Origin of the sequence: Actinospica durhamensis, assembly GCF_018139695.1 — a bacterium.
Classification (GTDB): Bacteria; Actinomycetota; Actinomycetes; order Streptomycetales; family Catenulisporaceae; genus Actinospica; species Actinospica durhamensis.
Genome location: NZ_JAGSOG010000204.1, coordinates 1 through 16,443, shown reverse-complemented (window position 1 = coordinate 16,443; position 16,443 = coordinate 1). Strand labels below are relative to the sequence as shown.

The 16,443-nt window shown below is 72.2% G+C and carries 14 protein-coding genes; 11 read left to right on the top strand and 3 right to left on the bottom strand.

Annotation, left to right across the window (positions count from 1 at the left end):
- Nucleotides 1-67 precede the first annotated feature (67 nt).
- The 8 genes from rodA to KDL01_RS29465 all read left to right on the top strand — a co-directional run bounded on the left by rodA (nucleotide 68) and on the right by KDL01_RS29465 (nucleotide 10,218).
- Nucleotides 68-1,306 carry a rod shape-determining protein RodA gene (gene rodA / locus KDL01_RS29500; RefSeq protein WP_212531919.1) on the top strand — a complete coding sequence of 413 codons (1,239 nt, stop codon included), beginning with the start codon at nucleotides 68-70 and terminating at the stop codon, nucleotides 1,304-1,306.
- Nucleotides 1,307-1,352: 46 nt separating this feature from the next.
- Nucleotides 1,353-3,299, top strand: a complete 1,947-nt coding sequence (locus KDL01_RS29495; protein WP_212531918.1) for a TIGR03960 family B12-binding radical SAM protein — start codon at nucleotides 1,353-1,355, stop codon at nucleotides 3,297-3,299.
- 169 nt (nucleotides 3,300-3,468) lie between these two features.
- Nucleotides 3,469-5,097: a succinic semialdehyde dehydrogenase gene (locus tag KDL01_RS29490; RefSeq protein WP_212531917.1), complete on the top strand. Its 1,629-nt coding sequence runs from the start codon at nucleotides 3,469-3,471 to the stop codon at nucleotides 5,095-5,097.
- Nucleotides 5,098-5,282: 185 nt separating this feature from the next.
- Nucleotides 5,283-5,717 (top strand): WXG100 family type VII secretion target, encoded by a 435-nt coding sequence (locus tag KDL01_RS29485; protein ID WP_307846665.1) that lies wholly within the window; start codon nucleotides 5,283-5,285, stop codon nucleotides 5,715-5,717.
- A 107-nt stretch (nucleotides 5,718-5,824) separates the two neighbouring features.
- Complete coding sequence (locus tag KDL01_RS29480; RefSeq protein WP_212531915.1) at nucleotides 5,825-6,115, top strand: WXG100 family type VII secretion target; 291 nt, start codon at nucleotides 5,825-5,827, stop codon at nucleotides 6,113-6,115.
- 323 nt (nucleotides 6,116-6,438) lie between these two features.
- Nucleotides 6,439-6,825, top strand: a complete 387-nt coding sequence (locus KDL01_RS44835) for a chorismate mutase (protein WP_212531914.1) — start codon at nucleotides 6,439-6,441, stop codon at nucleotides 6,823-6,825.
- A 369-nt stretch (nucleotides 6,826-7,194) separates the two neighbouring features.
- A complete protein-coding gene (gene guaA, locus KDL01_RS29470; RefSeq protein ID WP_212531913.1) occupies nucleotides 7,195-8,772 on the top strand; it encodes a glutamine-hydrolyzing GMP synthase in 1,578 nt (525 codons plus the stop codon).
- A gap of 207 nt (nucleotides 8,773-8,979) precedes the next feature.
- Nucleotides 8,980-10,218: a hypothetical protein gene (locus KDL01_RS29465; RefSeq protein ID WP_212531912.1), complete on the top strand. Its 1,239-nt coding sequence runs from the start codon at nucleotides 8,980-8,982 to the stop codon at nucleotides 10,216-10,218.
- A 181-nt stretch (nucleotides 10,219-10,399) separates the two neighbouring features.
- On the opposite strand, the gene KDL01_RS29460 is transcribed toward KDL01_RS29465, so the two are convergent.
- Both KDL01_RS29460 and KDL01_RS29455 read right to left on the bottom strand, forming a co-directional pair.
- On the bottom strand, nucleotides 10,400-10,585 hold the full coding sequence (locus KDL01_RS29460; RefSeq protein WP_212531911.1) for a hypothetical protein: 186 nt from the start codon (nucleotides 10,583-10,585) through the stop codon (nucleotides 10,400-10,402).
- On the bottom strand, nucleotides 10,582-11,913 hold the full coding sequence (locus KDL01_RS29455; protein ID WP_212531910.1) for a PspC domain-containing protein: 1,332 nt from the start codon (nucleotides 11,911-11,913) through the stop codon (nucleotides 10,582-10,584). The genes KDL01_RS29460 and KDL01_RS29455 overlap by 4 nt, the downstream gene beginning before the upstream one ends.
- 149 nt (nucleotides 11,914-12,062) lie before the next feature.
- On the opposite strand from KDL01_RS29455, the gene KDL01_RS29450 reads away from it, so the two are divergent.
- Together KDL01_RS29450 and KDL01_RS29445 are read left to right on the top strand one after the other, a co-directional pair.
- The gene (locus tag KDL01_RS29450) at nucleotides 12,063-13,367 is read left to right on the top strand and encodes an ATP-binding protein (protein WP_246577176.1); all 1,305 of its coding nucleotides are present in this window, start codon (nucleotides 12,063-12,065) and stop codon (nucleotides 13,365-13,367) included.
- Nucleotides 13,318-14,079, top strand: a complete 762-nt coding sequence (locus KDL01_RS29445; RefSeq protein ID WP_212531908.1) for a LuxR C-terminal-related transcriptional regulator — start codon at nucleotides 13,318-13,320, stop codon at nucleotides 14,077-14,079. Before KDL01_RS29450 ends, KDL01_RS29445 begins: the two co-directional genes overlap by 50 nt.
- A gap of 15 nt (nucleotides 14,080-14,094) precedes the next feature.
- Here the strand turns inward: KDL01_RS29445 and KDL01_RS29440 are convergent, their stop codons facing one another.
- Complete coding sequence (locus tag KDL01_RS29440; RefSeq protein ID WP_212531907.1) at nucleotides 14,095-15,306, bottom strand: condensation domain-containing protein; 1,212 nt, start codon at nucleotides 15,304-15,306, stop codon at nucleotides 14,095-14,097.
- Between the two features lie 133 nt (nucleotides 15,307-15,439).
- Here KDL01_RS29440 and KDL01_RS45520 point away from each other — a divergent pair.
- Nucleotides 15,440-16,443, top strand: a 1,004-nt coding sequence (locus KDL01_RS45520) for an ABC transporter ATP-binding protein (RefSeq protein ID WP_212531906.1), incomplete at its 3' end; no start/stop codon positions are given.

Below are 16,443 nucleotides of genomic sequence, written 5' to 3'. Positions count from 1 at the left end.
CCCCGCCGGCCACCCTGCCGCCCGCCGCGCCCGCGGCCCCGGTTCCGGCGCCCACGAAGGGGCACTGATGATCATCGGCGAGACGGCGGGTGTGCCGCCGGTCCGGCAGGTCGAGTCGCGCGGCCGGGCCGCGGTGCGCGAGGGCGGGGCGGTGCGCCGCTTCGACTTCCCGCTGTTCGGCGCGGCCATGGCGCTGTCCCTGCTCGGCGCGGTCATGGTCTGGTCGGCCACCCGCGCCCGCACCGAGCTGACCGGCGGGGACCCGCAGTACTTCCTCAAGCGGCACGTGCTGAACCTGGTCGTCGGCGTCGTGCTCGCCCTGGTGGTCACCGCGCTCGACCACAAGCGCATCCGGGCGCTGACCCCGATCGTGTACGTGCTCTCCTTCGGCGGGCTGCTCGCGGTCATGTCCCCGCTCGGCTCCGTGGTCAACGGCGCGCGCTCCTGGATCGAGCTCGGCGGCGGCTTCTCCATCCAGCCGGCCGAGTTCGCCAAGCTCGGCGTGGTGATGGCGCTGGCGCTGATCCTGGCCTACCGCCCGGCCGTGCGCGGCAGCCGCGGCATGATCGCGCAGATCGAGGACCGGCGCATCGACGAGCACCGCCCGGGCAACCGGCAGCTGCTGCTCGCGCTCGCCGCGGCGGCGCTGCCGATGGGCGTGATCACCCTGCTGCCCGACCTCGGCAGCACGATGGTGCTGGTGGCCATCACGGCCGGCATGGTGGTGATCTCCGGCGTGCGGCTGCGCCGGCTGGGCGCGCTCGGGCTCGTCCTCGGCGCCCTCGCGTTCGCCGCGGTCAAGCTGCACCTGCTCGCCCAGCACCAGCTCAACCGCTTCGCCGCGTTCGCCGACCCGAACCTGGACCCGCAGGGCGTGGGCTACAACACCCACCAGGCCAGGCTCGCCATCGGCTCCGGCGGGGTGTTCGGCCAGGGCCTTTTCCACGGCACCCAGACCAACGGCCAGTTCGTGCCCGAGCAGCAGACCGACTTCGTCTTCACCGTGATCGGCGAGGAGCTCGGCCTGGTCGGCGGCCTTGTGGTGATCGGGTTGTTCGCGGTGCTGCTGTGGCGCGGCTGCGTGATCGCCCGGCAGGCCGCCGAGCCCTTCCCGATGCTGCTGGCCGGCGGGGTGGTGTGCTGGTTCGCGTTCCAGATGTTCGAGAACGTGGGGATGACGCTCGGGATCATGCCGGTCGCGGGCATCCCGCTGCCGTTCGTCTCCTACGGCGGCTCGTCCATGTTCGCCAACTTCATCGCGGTAGGGCTGCTGGAGAACGTCCGGCTGCGTTCGAGCGCGCGTTGAGCTGCGGCGTTCCTGCGCGGCCAGGTCGGGCGGCTACCCTGGAGGCATGAGCGCACCGACCTTCGACCGTACCACCGGCCGTTCCGTCTGGCCCGAGCTCGAGCCGCTGCTGCCCTCGGTCAAAAAGCCCATCCAGTACGTGGGCGGCGAGCTGAACTCGACGGTCAAGGACTGGGATGCCTGCGACGTGCACTGGGCGCTGATGTACCCGGACGCGTACGAGGTCGGCCTGCCCAATCAGGGCGTCATGATCCTCTACGAGGTGCTCAACGAGCGCGAGGGCGTGCTGGCCGAGCGGACCTACTCGGTCTGGCCCGACCTTGAGGAGTCGATGCGCGCGCACGGCGTGCCGCAGTTCACCGTGGACGGACACCGGCCGGTCGGGGACTTCGACCTGTTCGGCCTGTCCTTCTCCACCGAACTCGGCTACACCAACATGCTCGCGGCGCTCGACCTGGCCGGCATCCCGCTGGAGGCCGCGGACCGGGGCCTCGAGCACCCGGTCGTGATCGCGGGCGGGCACGCCGCGTTCAACCCCGAGCCGATCGCCGACTTCATCGACGCGGCCGTGATCGGCGACGGCGAGCAGGCTGTGCTCACCATCACCGACCTGGTGCGCGCCTGGAAGCAGGAGGGGCGCCCGGGCGGGCGCGACGGGCTGCTGCTGCGCCTCGCGGCCACCGGCGGGGTGTACGTGCCGCGCTTCTACGACGTGGAGTACCTGCCGGACGGCCGGATCCAGCGGGTCACCCCGAACCGCTCCGGGGTGCCGTGGCAGGTGGCCAAGCACACCGTGATGGACCTGGACGAGTGGCCCTACCCGAAGAAGCCGCTGGTGCCGCTGGCCGAGACGGTGCACGAGCGGATGAGCGTGGAGATCTTCCGCGGCTGCACCCGCGGCTGCCGCTTCTGCCAGGCCGGCATGATCACCCGGCCGGTGCGCGAGCGCTCGATCACCGGCATCGGCGAGATGGTCAAGGCGGGTCTGGAGAACACCGGCTACGAGGAGGTCGGCCTGCTCTCGCTCTCCTCCGCCGACCACTCCGAGATCGGCGAGATCGCCAAGGGCCTGGCCGACCGGTATGAGGGCACGAACACCTCGCTCTCGCTGCCCTCGACCCGGGTGGACGCGTTCAACATCGACCTGGCCAACGAGCTCTCCCGCAACGGCCGTCGCAGTGGCCTGACGTTCGCGCCGGAGGGCGGCTCGGAGCGGATGCGCCGGGTGATCAACAAGATGGTCTCCGAGGACGACCTGATCCGCACCGTCACCGCGGCCTACTCGGCCGGATGGCGGCAGGTGAAGCTGTACTTCATGTGCGGGCTGCCGACCGAGACCGACGAGGACGTGCTGCAGATCGCGGACATGGCCCGCAACGTGATCAGGGCCGGGCGCGAGGCGACCGGCTCGCGCGACATCCGCTGCACCGTCTCCATCGGCGGGTTCGTGCCCAAGCCGCACACCCCGTTCCAGTGGTGCGGGCAGCTCGGCGCGCAGGAGACGGACGACCGGCTGCGCAAGCTGCGCGACGTCATCCGCGCGGACAAGCAGTTCGGCCGGGCCATCGGCTTCCGCTACCACGACGGCAAGCCCGGCATCGTCGAGGGCCTGCTCTCGCGCGGGGACCGGCGGGTGGGCAAGGTGATCCGCGCGGTGTACGAGGACGGCGGCCGCTTCGACGGCTGGTCCGAGTACTTCTCCTACCCGCGCTGGATGTCCGCGGCCGAGAAGGCGCTGGCCGACGAGCCGGTGGACGTGGCCTGGTACACCACCCGCGAGCGCGAGCAGGTCGAGGTGCTGCCCTGGGACCACCTGGACTCGGGCCTTGACCGGGACTGGCTGTGGGAGGACTGGCAGGACGCGCTGCGCGAGACCGAGGTGGAGGACTGCCGCTGGACCCCGTGCTTCGACTGCGGCGTCTGTCCGCAGATGGGCACCGAGATCCAGGTCGGCCCCACCGGCAAGAAGCTGCTGCCGCTGAGCGTCGTGTAGCTGAGCGTCGTGTAGGCGGGTGTGAACGGCCGTCGGGCACAGTCCCGGCGGCCGTTCACCGTCCCCGCCGCCCGATGGGCGCATTTGACCGGAACTTTGTGCTCCGTCACCAGGTCTTGTGTCCTGCGCGCGGTTTCGCTCAGGCCCTGGCGCGTCCTACTGTGTCCGTATGACTGCAGGCGACACGACCGCGCACGCTTCCACGGCCGCTCCGGCCGCGCCGGCCCGCGACGAGCGGCTCGAGACCATCCGGCCCCACCTGCCGCGGGAGTTCGCCGCCCGGCTGGTCGAACAGATCACCGTGGGCTCGCATCCGCAGGTCGTGGAGGTGCTCGCGCCGCTGACCGGCGAGACGATCGTGGATCTGCCGCAGTCCGGCCCGGGCGACGTGCGGCACGCGTTCGAGAAGGCCAGGGCCGCGCAGAGCGCCTGGGCCGCGCGTCCGGTGGGGGAGCGGGCGGCCGTGCTGCGCCGCCTGCACGACCTGATCCTGGACAACACCGAGCACCTGCTGAGCCTGCTGCAGGTGGAGACCGGCAAGGCCCGCCTGCACGCGTTCGACGAGGTGGCCGTCTCCGCCGCCACCGCCCGGCACTACGCGCACGCCGCCGGGGGCTACCTCAAGGCGCGCCGCCGCCCGGGGGCCATCGCGTTCCTGACCAAGACGGTCGAGTACCGCCACCCCAAGGGCGTGGTCGGGGTGATCACGCCGTGGAACTACCCGCTGGCCCTGGCCGCGATGGACATCCTGCCGGCGCTGGTCGCGGGCAACGGCGTGGTGCACAAGCCGGACAACCAGACCGCGCTCAGCGGCGTCTACCTGCGCCAGCTGGCCGTGCAGGCCGGACTGCCGGCCGAGCTGTGGCAGATCGTGACCGGCGACGGCCCGGTGACCGGTCCGGCCGTGGTCGACCACGCCGACTACGTGGCCTTCACCGGCTCCACCCGCACCGGCCGGCAGGTGGCCCAGCAGGCGGCCGGCCGGCTGATCGGCTGCTCGCTCGAGCTCGGCGGTAAGAACGCGATGATCGTGTTCGACGACGCGGACCTGGACAAGACCCTGGCCGGCGCGCTGCGGGCCTGCTTCACCTCGGCCGGGCAGCTGTGCATATCCATTGAGCGGATGTACATCCACCACTCTATATATGACCAGTTCGTCGAGCGGTTCGTGACCGAGGTCAAGGCGCTCAAGCTGGGCGGCAGGCTGGACTTCGGCTCCGACATCGGCTCGCTCACCAACACCCGGCAGCTCGAGACCGTCACCCAGCAGGTCGAGGACGCCCGGATCAAGGGCGCGAAGGTGCTGGCCGGCGGCCGGCGCCGGCCCGACATCGGCCCGCTGTTCTACGAGCCGACCGTGCTCACCGACGTCGCCCCGGGCATGACCCTGTTCGCCGAGGAGACCTTCGGCCCGGTGGTCTCGCTCTACCGCTTCGAGAACGAGGCCGAGGTGCTCAAGGCGGCCAACGACACCCGGTTCGGCCTGAGCGCCTCGATCTGGACCCGCGACTCCAAGCGGGCGACCGAGGCGGCGCTGCGGATGCACGCCGGCATGGTGAACATCAACGAGGCCTACGGCGCGGCCTTCGGCTCGGTCGGCGCGGCCACCGGCGGCATGGGGGACTCCGGCCTCGGCCGGCGTTCCGGCGCCGACGGCCTGTGGCGCTACACCGAGATCCAGACCGTCGCCCGCCAGACCCTGCTGCCGATCGCCCCCTCGCTCGGCATGTCCCCGGCCCGCTACACCCGCTCGCTCGGGTCGGCCCTGCGCATCCTCAAGGCTCTGCGAATGCGCTGAGCGGGCGCGGCCCTTTTCCGCACTGATCCGGCGTCAAAACCGCGGTGCGGGACGGTATGCGGCAGGCGAGAGCCGGCGGGCGAAGGGTAAAGGGAAGGTAATATCGGGCGTCCGACTACCGCAGTCCGCGGGTCGGGAAGTAGCTTGGTTCTCGCGGGAACCACCGCGGTCGGCATCTCTGGGCGATGTGTGCAGTCGGGGGGACGTCGGGCGGGGCGGTGGCTCGCAGAATGCTGCGGCGCTACGGGGCTGCCCTCGGCGTGCGGCGCAGTCAACTCCATTCCTACGACGGGGAAAGGTGGCGTGTTACGTTGAGTGCTTTCGGTACACAGACAGACGAAATGGCCAAGGCGGCCCAGCAGGTCCAGCAGGTCTCCGAGAGCCTGCAGCAGCAGATGCGCTCGCTGATGAACAACCTCGAGCCGCTCGCGGGCTCGTGGAAGGGCCAGGCGGCCTCGGCCTTCCAGCAGCTGATGGAGCGGTTCAACACCGACTCCCAGAAGCTCTCGACGGCTCTGGGGAACATCGCCACCGCGCTGGACTCGAACACCAAGAACTACAACTCGTCCGAGGAGACCAACCACTCGGCGATCTCCAACATCCTGAGCGGCCTGACCTGATCCGACCGGTGCGCGCCGCCGTGTATCGGGCACATACGTGCTCGAACACCGAGGCGGCCAGGGCGCACCGCAGTCCACGGCAACAGTAATCACGAGGGGAGAGATCGATGAGCGGGCAGATCCTTGTCAACTTCGAGGCGCTTGCCAACGCCGAGCAGCAGATCAACCAGTGTGCCAGCCAGATCACCTCGCAGCTCGACGAGCTGCGTCAGATGCTCCAGCCGCTGGTCTCCACCTGGACCGGCGCGGCGTACGAGAACTACCAGGTGCAGCAGAACAACTGGAACCAGGCCCAGCAGGACGCCCTGCAGGTGCTCCAGGGCATCGGCCGCGTGGTCGGCGCCGCGCACGACGCGTACGTCACCACCGAGAAGTCGAACCAGAGCGCCTGGCAGTAGGCCGCGGATCGCGCCGGCGTGCGCACGGCGGGGCCGCGCGGCGGGCCCGGCGTCCGCATGCCGACGCGAAGGCGAGCCCGTGCTCCAGCGCGTTTCGCAGTGCGCTGGCGTGCACGCGTCTGCTAGGGTCGAGCCATGAGTTCTCGCGCCCGGCGATTTAGCTATGGCCACCGGATCGTTCCGGCAGGCCTGGTCGTCGTGCGCTGAGAATCCAGCCGACAAGACTACGGCGCCCCCGGACCGATACCGGTCCGGGGGCGCCGAGTTTTTCGCGCCGCGTCCCCGCCCGGATCATCCCGCGCCCGAGACGAGGAGCGAGACCCGTGAGCAGCACCGGCAGCACCACCGATCTGACCGCACCGGCCGAGCAGGCCCCGGCGGGCGCCCTCGCGACCGCCGCGCCGGCCGTGCCCGCACCCGCGACCGAAGCCGCGAACGTGCCCGCGCCGGAGGCGAGCGCCCCGGCGGGCCCGACAGGGGTACTGAGCGGCCGCGAACGCATCGACGCGCTGGACGCGGAGCTGATCGCGCTCATCCAACGCCGCGTCGCCGTCTCCGGCGGGATCCAGGCCGCCCGCATCGCCGAGGGCGGGCGCCGGCTCGACCTGCGCCGGGAGACCGAGGTCATCGGCCGCTACACCCGCGCCCTCGGCCGCCCCGGCACCGCCGTCGCTATGGCCCTGCTCGAACTCGGCCGCGGCCGCGTCTGAGCTCCCGCCGCGTTCCGAGCCCCGAATGCCCGCACGCCCGTGTCCCCGGCCCGGCGTAACCGGAAGTCCGCTCAGTCGTTGTCCCCGGTGAATGGATCCGGAGCGATCGGCTCGGGTTCGGCGCTTCCGGTCGCCGACCCGGCTGTGGGACCTCGCTCCGGCACATGTCGCGCGGACGGTTCGCCGCCCGCCACGACCATTCGGACCTTCACCCCGCCGCCGCCCAGCGCGGGGTGAAGGCTTTGGCCGAGCACCCGCGCCGAGCACCCGCGCCGAGGACCGTTCCCGGACCGTGCCGAGCCCCCCGCCTGCGCCGCCGGACGGCGGGGAAACGGGGCGCCCTGCCCGGGGCCGTAGAATCGAATCATCATGGATACGGACGCCACCACCCCCCTGGTCCTCGTCGTCGACTTCGGCGCGCAGTACGCCCAGCTCATCGCCCGCCGAGTCCGCGAGGCGCGCGTCTACAGCGAGATCGTGCCGCACACGGCCACGGTCGAGGAGATCCTCGAGCGCAAGCCGGCCGCGATCATCCTCTCCGGCGGGCCGTCCTCGGTCTACGCCGAGGGCGCGCCGAACGTGGGCGCCGAGCTGTTCGAGTCGGGCGTGCCCACCTTCGGCATGTGCTACGGGTTCCAGGCGATGGCCCGCGCCCTCGGCGGCACGGTGGACCACACCGACACCCGTGAGTACGGCCGCACCGGCCTGTCCGTCGCCGACACCGCCTCGACCCTGTTCACCGGCACCTCCGAGGCGCAGACCGTGTGGATGTCGCACGGCGACTCCGTGGTGGCGGCGCCCGCCGGGTTCACCGTCACCGCGTCCACCACGGGCACCCCGGTGGCGGCGTTCGAGGACGACGCGCGGCGGCTCTACGGCGTGCAGCACCACCCCGAGGTCATGCACAGCGAGTTCGGGCAGCGGGTGCTGGAGAACTTCCTGTACCAGGGCGCCGGCATCACCCCGTCCTGGACCATGGCGAACGTGGTCGAGGAGCAGATCGCCGCGGTGCGCGCGCAGGTGGGCACCCGTCGGGCGATCTGCGGGCTGTCCGGCGGCGTGGACTCCGCGGTCGCCGCGGCCCTGGTCCAGCGCGCCATCGGGGACCAGCTGACCTGCGTGTTCGTCGACCACGGACTGCTGCGCAAGGGCGAGGCCGAGCAGGTCGAGCGCGACTTCGTGGCCTCCACCGGCGTGACGCTGAAGGTGGTCGACGCCCGCGAGCGCTTCCTGAAGGCGCTGGCCGGAGTGAGCGACCCCGAGGCCAAGCGCAAGATCATCGGCGCCGAGTTCATCCGGGTCTTCGAGCAGGCCGAGCGCGAGATCATGGCGGACGCCGCGGCCGAGGGCGAGCCGGTGGAGTTCCTGGTGCAGGGCACGCTCTACCCGGACGTGGTGGAGTCCGGCGGGGGCACCGGCACCGCCAACATCAAGTCCCACCACAACGTCGGCGGCCTGCCCGAGGACCTGCGGTTCAAGCTGGTGGAGCCGCTGCGCAAGCTGTTCAAGGACGAGGTGCGCAAGGTCGGCGAGGAGCTCGGCCTGCCGCACGAGATCGTCTGGCGCCAGCCGTTCCCGGGCCCGGGCCTGGGCATCCGCATCGTCGGCGAGGTCACCGAGGACCGGCTCGAGCTGCTGCGCGAGGCCGACGCCATCGCCCGCGAGGAGCTGACCGCGGCCGGGCTCGACCGGGACATCTGGCAGTGCCCGGTGGTGCTGCTCGCGGACGTGCGCTCGGTGGGCGTGCAGGGCGACGGGCGCACCTACGGCCACCCGATCGTGCTGCGTCCGGTCTCCTCCGAGGACGCCATGACGGCGGACTGGACCCGGCTGCCCTACGAGGTGCTGGCCCGGATCTCCACCCGCATCACCAACGAGGTGCGCGAGGTCAACCGGGTGGTGCTGGACGTCACCTCCAAGCCGCCGGCCACCATCGAGTGGGAGTAGCGGCCGCTTCGCTCTGCCGAATTCGCAGGCGATGATCCCGGCCGGATTGTCTAACTCTGGTAACGAAAACTCGGACACGGCGGCGTCGCTCCCAGCGCGCCGCCGACCCGGGTGTAGCATCGCAACACCCTCAGGGGTGCAGCACCTTTAGAAACTGCAGTGCTTTCCTCAACGCAGTGCCACGTTCGGTGTCGGAGGGATTTCGCGGTGTCCCAGGGCCTGGACTGCCACGGCAGTGTCCGCCAGGAGTACGAACGGGAGCTGGCCGAATTCGCCGCCCGATGCCGGGAATTCGCGCAGAACGAAGGAGTCCCGGCCGCGCTCTCGCACTCCGAGAGCGGATCACGGCAGTGGATATCCGACGAGCTCACCCGGCGCGCGCAGCGGCTGGCCGCGGCGGCCCGGGCTGAGAACTCGGCCTGGCTCGCCCTCGTCGGCCGCCAGGCCATGCGCGGCAGCTGGGCCCTGTTCGCCCTCGTCGCGCTGATCGACCTGGCCACCCTGCCGCTCGCGGTCAGCTGGACTCTGCCGCGCACGGCCGTGCTCTTCGCCTTCGCCGCCTTCGCCCTGCTGGTGACCAGCCTCAGCCTGGTGCACAGCGAACACGGCGGCGTGCTGTGCTTCATGGTGGGCGCCGACGGGCGGCTGTCCCCGGCCAAGGCGCTCGGCCTGCTGTGGGGCGCGGCCCTGAGCACGGCGCTGGTCTACTTCGCGGTGGAGGACTTCGCCGCCGCGACCGCGGCCGAACGCGCCGAGGTCAACACCGCGATCGCCCATCCGCGCTGGGAGTATCTGGCCTTACTCGCCGCGCCGGTGCTGGTGTCCATCGTGACCAACGCGGTGGCCGCGAACCGGATGCGCCGGCGCGCCGTGCCCTACCTGCCCGGCCAGCGCTCGCAGCTGCGCGACCTGGTGGCGGACGAGACCGGCGTCGGCTCGCTGGCCTCCGCGGTCTGGCTGCCCTCGTACGTCGCCGCGGTGCTCTTCCTGATCGCCGGACTGGCGAAGAACCCCTACGCACTGCCGCAGCTGCCGACCACCGTGGTGTGGATCTCCCTCGGCGCGGCCGTGCTTTTCGCGACGGTGCGCCTGGTCGAGGCGCGCGGCCCGGTCGTGGTCTCGGTGGTCCGGGTGCGCCCGCCCGGCGGGCTCGACGGCCCGGTCCGGCAGGGCGACGAGATCGAGATCAGGGGTCTGGGTTTCGTGCCGCCGGCCGCGGCCTGCCCGGACCAGCTGGCCCGGATAGCCGTGAAGCTGGGCCCGATCCACATCCACGTCCCGCTGGTGCCGGGCGCGGAGGGCGGGTTCAGCAACCCGACCGACACCTCCGTCACCGTGCCGATCCCGCCGGATGTGGACCCCGGCCCGTGGACGGTGCGCGTGGTCACCGCCTCCGGCCTGGAGACCGAGGACTACGCCCTCGACATCGCCCCGGCAGAGGACTGAGCGGAAAGCCAGACGCGATCCCCTCCGCCGCGTCCATCTCCCCGCCGGTATCCGCTTCTGCCGCCTGCCTTCTGCCGCCGGTCCCGGACAACGGGCATCGGTGGCCACGCTCCTACCCGTGGCCACCGACGCGTTACCGATTCCGTGTCACCGCCGCCGGATCGGCGGGCCGTACACGGCGTTACCGCCGCCGCCGAGTCAGCACGCCCACCACCGCCGTGATACCGAGACCCAGCACCAGCAGGGAGATCGTCCAGCGCGCCTGCGAGGTGCCGTGGCCGGAGCTCGAGAGCAGGTAGACCAGGCCGACCGCCATGAACACCAGTCCGGCCAGGATCGACGCGGCATCGGGCTTGGACTGCTTCACTGCGCCACCTCCAGGTTCACATCGCCGATACCGACGTTGACCACGAGCACGATCGTGCCCTGAGCATGTGCGGTGCCGGCCGGGATCACGAAGTCGTCGTTGAGATTCGGCAGGGTGCTGTCCTGGAAGGCGCCGGCCTCCAGCGTGCCGATGCCGTCGTGCGCCTGCACCTGCACCTCGACGCCCGGCGGCAGCGTGACATCCAGGTCGCCGATCGCGACCTGCGCGTTCAGCCGCAGGGTCCGGCCCGCCCCGGGCGCGGCGTGGCTCAGGTCGAGCATCCCGTCCCCGATGCCGACCTGGTAGTCCGACCGCACGGCGGCCGCCGAGGCCGGGGTCCAGCTCGCGTCGCCGATGGTGCCGTGCAGCGGGATGTCCAGGGCCGAGAGCACGATCAGCGGGATCGCGACCACCAGGCCCAGCGGCACAAGGCCGGTCGTCTTGCCGAACATCCCGCCGAGCACCATGCCGCCGCCGAGCAGCACCAGCACCAGCGCGCCGCCGGAGAGCCAGGTCAGACTGGTCACGCCGGCCGCGTTGAGCACGCCGAGCGCGCCCCCGGCCGCCAGCAGTCCGGCCAGCACCAGCCCGCCGTAGCCGCGCCGCCGGGTACGCACCGGCGGGCCGGCCACCGCGGCGCGGCCCAGGTCGTAGCCCCAGTCCGGCCCCGGCCCCGGCCCCGGGGCGACCGTCGGCGACGGCGCGGCGGCGGACTCCCGCTGCGGCGCGTGGCCCGGCACCGCGTCCTGCGGCTCTGAGCCGCCCGTCACCCCTCCCTCCCCGTCAGGGCCCTGGGAAAAATCCGGCGCACCACCCGCCGCTCCGGTCTCCGTCCCGGCCTCCGCTTCACCCTCGCGCACCGGCTGCTGCCACCACGTCGCCGGCCGCAGCGGCAGATCGATCGTGATGGAGCGGCCGAGCTTGATGTCCCCGCGCCACACCAGCAGCCCGAAGACCGCGGCCGCGATCAGCCACATCGGCCACAGCCCGCTCAGGCCGTTGCTCAGCGCGTCGACCGCGGCGATCGCGCCCAGGCACAGCCCGATCGCCATCAGCGCGGCCATCCACGGGCTGTTGCCCGTCAGCATTTGGTGCGCCTCCGACTGCTCCGCCCCCTCCTGCGGCACGAACAGCCACGCCGCCGCGTACGCCAGCAGCCCGAGGCCGCCGACGAAGGAGAAGACCACGAACAGAATGCGGAAGACCACCGGGTCGATGTCCAGATGCCGGCCGAGTCCGCCGCATACCCCCGCCACGGCCTTGGACCGCTGGTCCCGGCGCAGCGGGAGGCGCGGGTCCGGGCCGCCGTTCGTCCTTGGATCGCTCATGGTGCCCACCCTCCCAGCCGACCTGCCCCGGCCACCATCGGGCACCGCCCGGATTCGACCCTGATCCCGCCCGGGCCGGATCTCAGGGTAGATCTCGGGGTCGGGCCCCGATGCCGGCCGGGCCCGCGGCGTGTGACCATGGGACGGTGATGCCGCCCCTGCCCGAGGACACCCCCCGCCTGAGCCGCTCGGCCCGCGGCCGCCTGGCCGGCGGGATCGCCCGCGGCCTCGCGCTGCACCTGGGCGCGGACGTGTGGCTGCTGCGCCTGCTGTTCCTCGAGTACAGCTGGGTCGGCGGGCTCGGCGCGTTCGCGTACGGGCTGTTCTGGCTGCTGGTGCCGCTGCGCGAGGTGCCTCCGGAGGAGCGCGCCGCGCCGCGCCCGGGCATACGCAGGGTACTGATCGCTCTGGCGGCGCTCGGCCTGCTGCTGCTGTTCGGCCTCTCGCCCAAGATGATTCCGCGGGACTGGCACACGGTCCTGCCGCTGATCGCGGTGGGCCTCGGCCTGGCCGTGCTCTGGCGGCAGGCGGACGACGCCCAGCGCGCCGGGGCCGAGTCGGACTCGCCGTGGTCCTCCCGCGGCAGCCATCTGGCCCGCACGGGCCTGGGCGCGGCGGTGGCGCTCGGCGGCCTGCTGGCCCTGACCAAGACCCACACGAGCTGGACCGAGGCGGGCCGCACGCTGCTGGCGGCGCTCGCGCTGCTGGTCGGCGCGGGGCTGATCGGGCTGCCCTTCTTCCTCAGGGTGCTGCGAGACCTGGCGCAGGAGCGGACCGAGCGGGCCCGCTCGCAGGAACGGGCCGAGGTGGCCGCGATGATGCACGACTCGGTGCTGCACACGCTGACCCTGATCCAGCGCCACCACGACGATCCGGGACAGGTCGCCCGGCTCGCCCGGGCCCAGGAGCGCGAGCTGCGCGAGTGGCTCTACGGCCAGCGCAAGACCGCGGCGGAGAGCTTCGCCGAGGCCCTGCGCGCCGCGGCCGCCGAGGTCGAGGACCGCCACGGCGTGCGCCTCGACGTGGTCACGGTCGGGGACGGGCCGGTGGACGCGCACCTGGAGGCGTGCGTGGCGGCGGCGCGGGAGGCTATGGTCAATGCGGCGAAATACGCGGCGCAGACGCCGATCTCGGTCTACGCGGAGATCGCCGAGGACCGGGTCGAGGTGTTCGTCAAGGACCGCGGCCCCGGCTTCGACCTCGACGCGGTGGCCTCGGACCGCATGGGCGTGCGCGAGTCCATCCTCGGCCGGATGCGCCGCCACGGCGGGAAGGCGGAGATCCGCAGCGTGCCGGGCGAGGGCACCGAGGTGCGGCTGAGCGCGCGCCGCGCCCCGGCCGGCGGCGCCGCGGTCGTGCGCCAGCGTGGCGAGTCAGCGGAATACGAGCAGGGAGAAGAGCACGATGGACAACGCGGTGAGCTCGGCGGATCCGGTGCACCCGAGTACCACTGACGCCGCGGGGGCGGCGGCTGCCGCGGTGGCGCCCGCCGCCCGCCCCATCCGCCTGGTCCTGGTGGACGACCACAAGCTCTTCCGCACCGGCGTGCGCGCCGAACTCGACCAGGCGGGCAACGGCACGGTGCAGGTCGTCGGCGAGGCGGCGGACGCGCCGAGCGCGGTGTCCGTCATCGCCCAGCTGCGCCCCGAGGTCGTGCTGCTCGACGTGCACCTGCCCGGCGGCGGCGGTATCGAGGTGCTGCGACGCTGCCTGGCCCGCACCGGCAACACCGCCCTCGCGCCCGACACCCGGTTCCTTGCCCTGTCCGTCTCCGACACGGCCGAGGACGTCATCGGCGTGATCCGGGCCGGCGCCCGCGGCTACGTCACCAAGTCGATCTCCGGCGCGGACCTGGTCGACGCGGTGCGCCGGGTGGCCGACGGCGACGCGGTGTTCTCCCCGAAGCTGGCCGGCTTCGTGCTCGACGCGTTCTCCGCCGGCGCCGCGCCCGCCCCCGAATCAGTGGACGAAGAGCTCGACCGGCTCACCGCCCGCGAGCGCGAGGTGCTGCGCCTGATCGCGCGCGGCTACGCCTACAAGGAGATCGCCCGCGAGCTGGTCATCTCCATCAAGACGGTGGAGACGCACGTGTCCTCGGTGCTGCGCAAGCTGCAGCTGTCCAACCGCTACGAGCTCTCCCGCTGGGCCAACGACCGGCGGCTGTGACCGGCCCTCGGGTGCTCAGCCCCGGCCCCAGAACGGCGGCGTGGTGAACAGCGAGCGGCGGTAGCGCAGGGTCAGGTGCATCCGGTTGCCGTAGCGCACCGCGCCCACGGCCAGACCCATCGGCAGGGGGGCGGGCGGGGCGTACCAGAGCGCGCCGGTGCGCACGGCGCCGAACCAGAGTGTTGAGGCAGTACCGAGGTGGGCCAGCATGGTGGTGTCCACCCGGGAGGCGGTGCGCCGGTCGGCCGGGCGTTTCAGGGCCCTGCGCACCCCGAACGGGGCCCACGGTTCGGCGAACGCCCGGGCCAGCGGATCGGCCTCGGCCGCCTCCCGGCGCAGGTGCTTGGTCTGCGCGGCCACCGAGGCGAGCGGGTTGCCGGCCACCTCGGCCAGGTCGAGCACGACGGTGCCGTAGCCGGTCCGGTTGCCCAGGGCCAGATACTTCTCCTCGCTGGCCCGGCGGTCGCTCGGCACCGTGACCCGCACCTGGCCCCAGGCCTTGCCGAGCGAGGCGTTCCACTCGTAGACGGCCCGCGCGATTTCCGCCAGCAGCGCGTCCTCCACCGTGGCCTCGGCGTAGTAGGAGGCGGCGTTGGTCAGGTCGCGCAGGTCCATGGCCACATGGCGGAACCGGTAGCCGGAGGTGGGCGCGTCCCGGTCCTGCGCCGTGCGCCCCGGCTCGATCCGCATCGGCGGCCCCTGATACCGCGGCGGACGGGCCGCGCCCTTGGCGTCCTCGCGCCCGACGGTGGCCGGGGCGTGCGGCGGGCCGCCGGAGTAGGCCGAGGCGATGGCCTGCATCAGGCCCAGGGCCGCGTACCCGTCGAACCTGGCATGATGCGCGACAAGTATCAGATTCGTGATACGGCCCTGGGTGAGCACGTGCAGCCGGAACAACGGACCCGTGCGCATGGGCAGTGTGGCGGCGAAAATCTCCTCTCGCGCGTCCGCGAGTTCTCCGCGCCCGGCGACGGTACGTTCCACTACGGGGTCCGTCTCGGCTGCGTCGGGTACGGCCCACTGGGTCCACAGGCGCAACGGGGAGGTGGTGGCGATTCGCGAGCGGGCGGCGGGCTCGGCCTCGAGCACCGCGGCCACGGCCGCGCGCAGCCTCGGCAGCTCCAGCTTTCCGGCCAGTGCCGCCTCGACATAGTGCAGGTTGGGTTCCTCGGGGCGCTCGGAGAGCAGGTGGATCTCGTCGACTGCGGAGCAGGCTTCGGTGTGCACGACGTCCCATCTTCGGCTGACCCTGATGCCGTCAAGCTGAGCACCGATTCTAGCCGGGAGGCCTCATGGCTGGTGTTGGTGAGGTAGGCTCACTTATGCTGGGGTCGCTGAAACGAACCTGAAGGGGAGCAGCGTGGCGAAGAGCGCAGACGTGAACGGAAGTGAGCGCGGCGGCGAACGCGCAGGTCGGGGCGTGCCGCATCCGACCGCCGAGCCGACCGGTGCGGACCTGGGCCTGACGGACGGTACCAAGCTCGTCACAAACGAAGGCGCGGATGCCCCCGAAAATGCGGGTGGCGCAGTCGGCGCCGAGGACGCGGCGGGCGGCGCGGCGGACGGAAACAAGGGCAGGGGCAAGGGCGGCGGCCGCAAGGGCAAGGACCGCACCGGCGACGGGGGCGACGGCTGGCTCGCCCGGCTGTTCGGCTACATCCTGCGCTACAAGCGCATCGTCCTGGTCGCGTCGGGCTGTTCCATAGCCATCGCCGGGATCGGCGTCGTGGTGCCGCTGGTGCAGCGCACCATCATCGACGGCGTGATCCTGCGCGGCAGCCAGCCCGTGCTGCCCTGGGCCTGCGCGCTGATCGGCATAGCCCTGCTCAACTTCGTCGTCTCGCGCACCCGCCGCTTCCTCGGCGGCAGCATCGGCATCGAGGTGCAGAACGACCTGCGCCGGGACGTGTTCGACTCGCTCAGCCGACTCGACGGCCGCGGCCAGGACAGCCTGGAGACCGGCCAGATCGTCTCGCGCTCCTCCTCCGACATCAACATGGTCAGCCAGCTCATCGGCATGGGGCCGATGATGGCCGGCACCATCCTGATGTTCTTCAGCTCGCTGGTCGCGATGCTCTTCCTCTCGCCCGAGCTCACCCTGGTCGGCCTCGCCGTCGCCCCGGCCCTGCTCGGCGTCAACACCTTCGCCCGGCGCAAACTCTTCCCGGCCACCTGGGACGCCCAGCAGAAGACCGGCGCGCTGGCCGGCGTGGTCGAGTCCGCCGTCACCGGGGTGCGCGTGGTCAAGGGCTTCGGCCAGGAGGCGCAGGAGGTCGACAAGCTCGACCGGGCCGCGACCAGCCTGTTCGGCGCCCGGCTGCGCTCGGTCCGGCTCACCGCCCGCTACAACCCCACCCTCAGCGC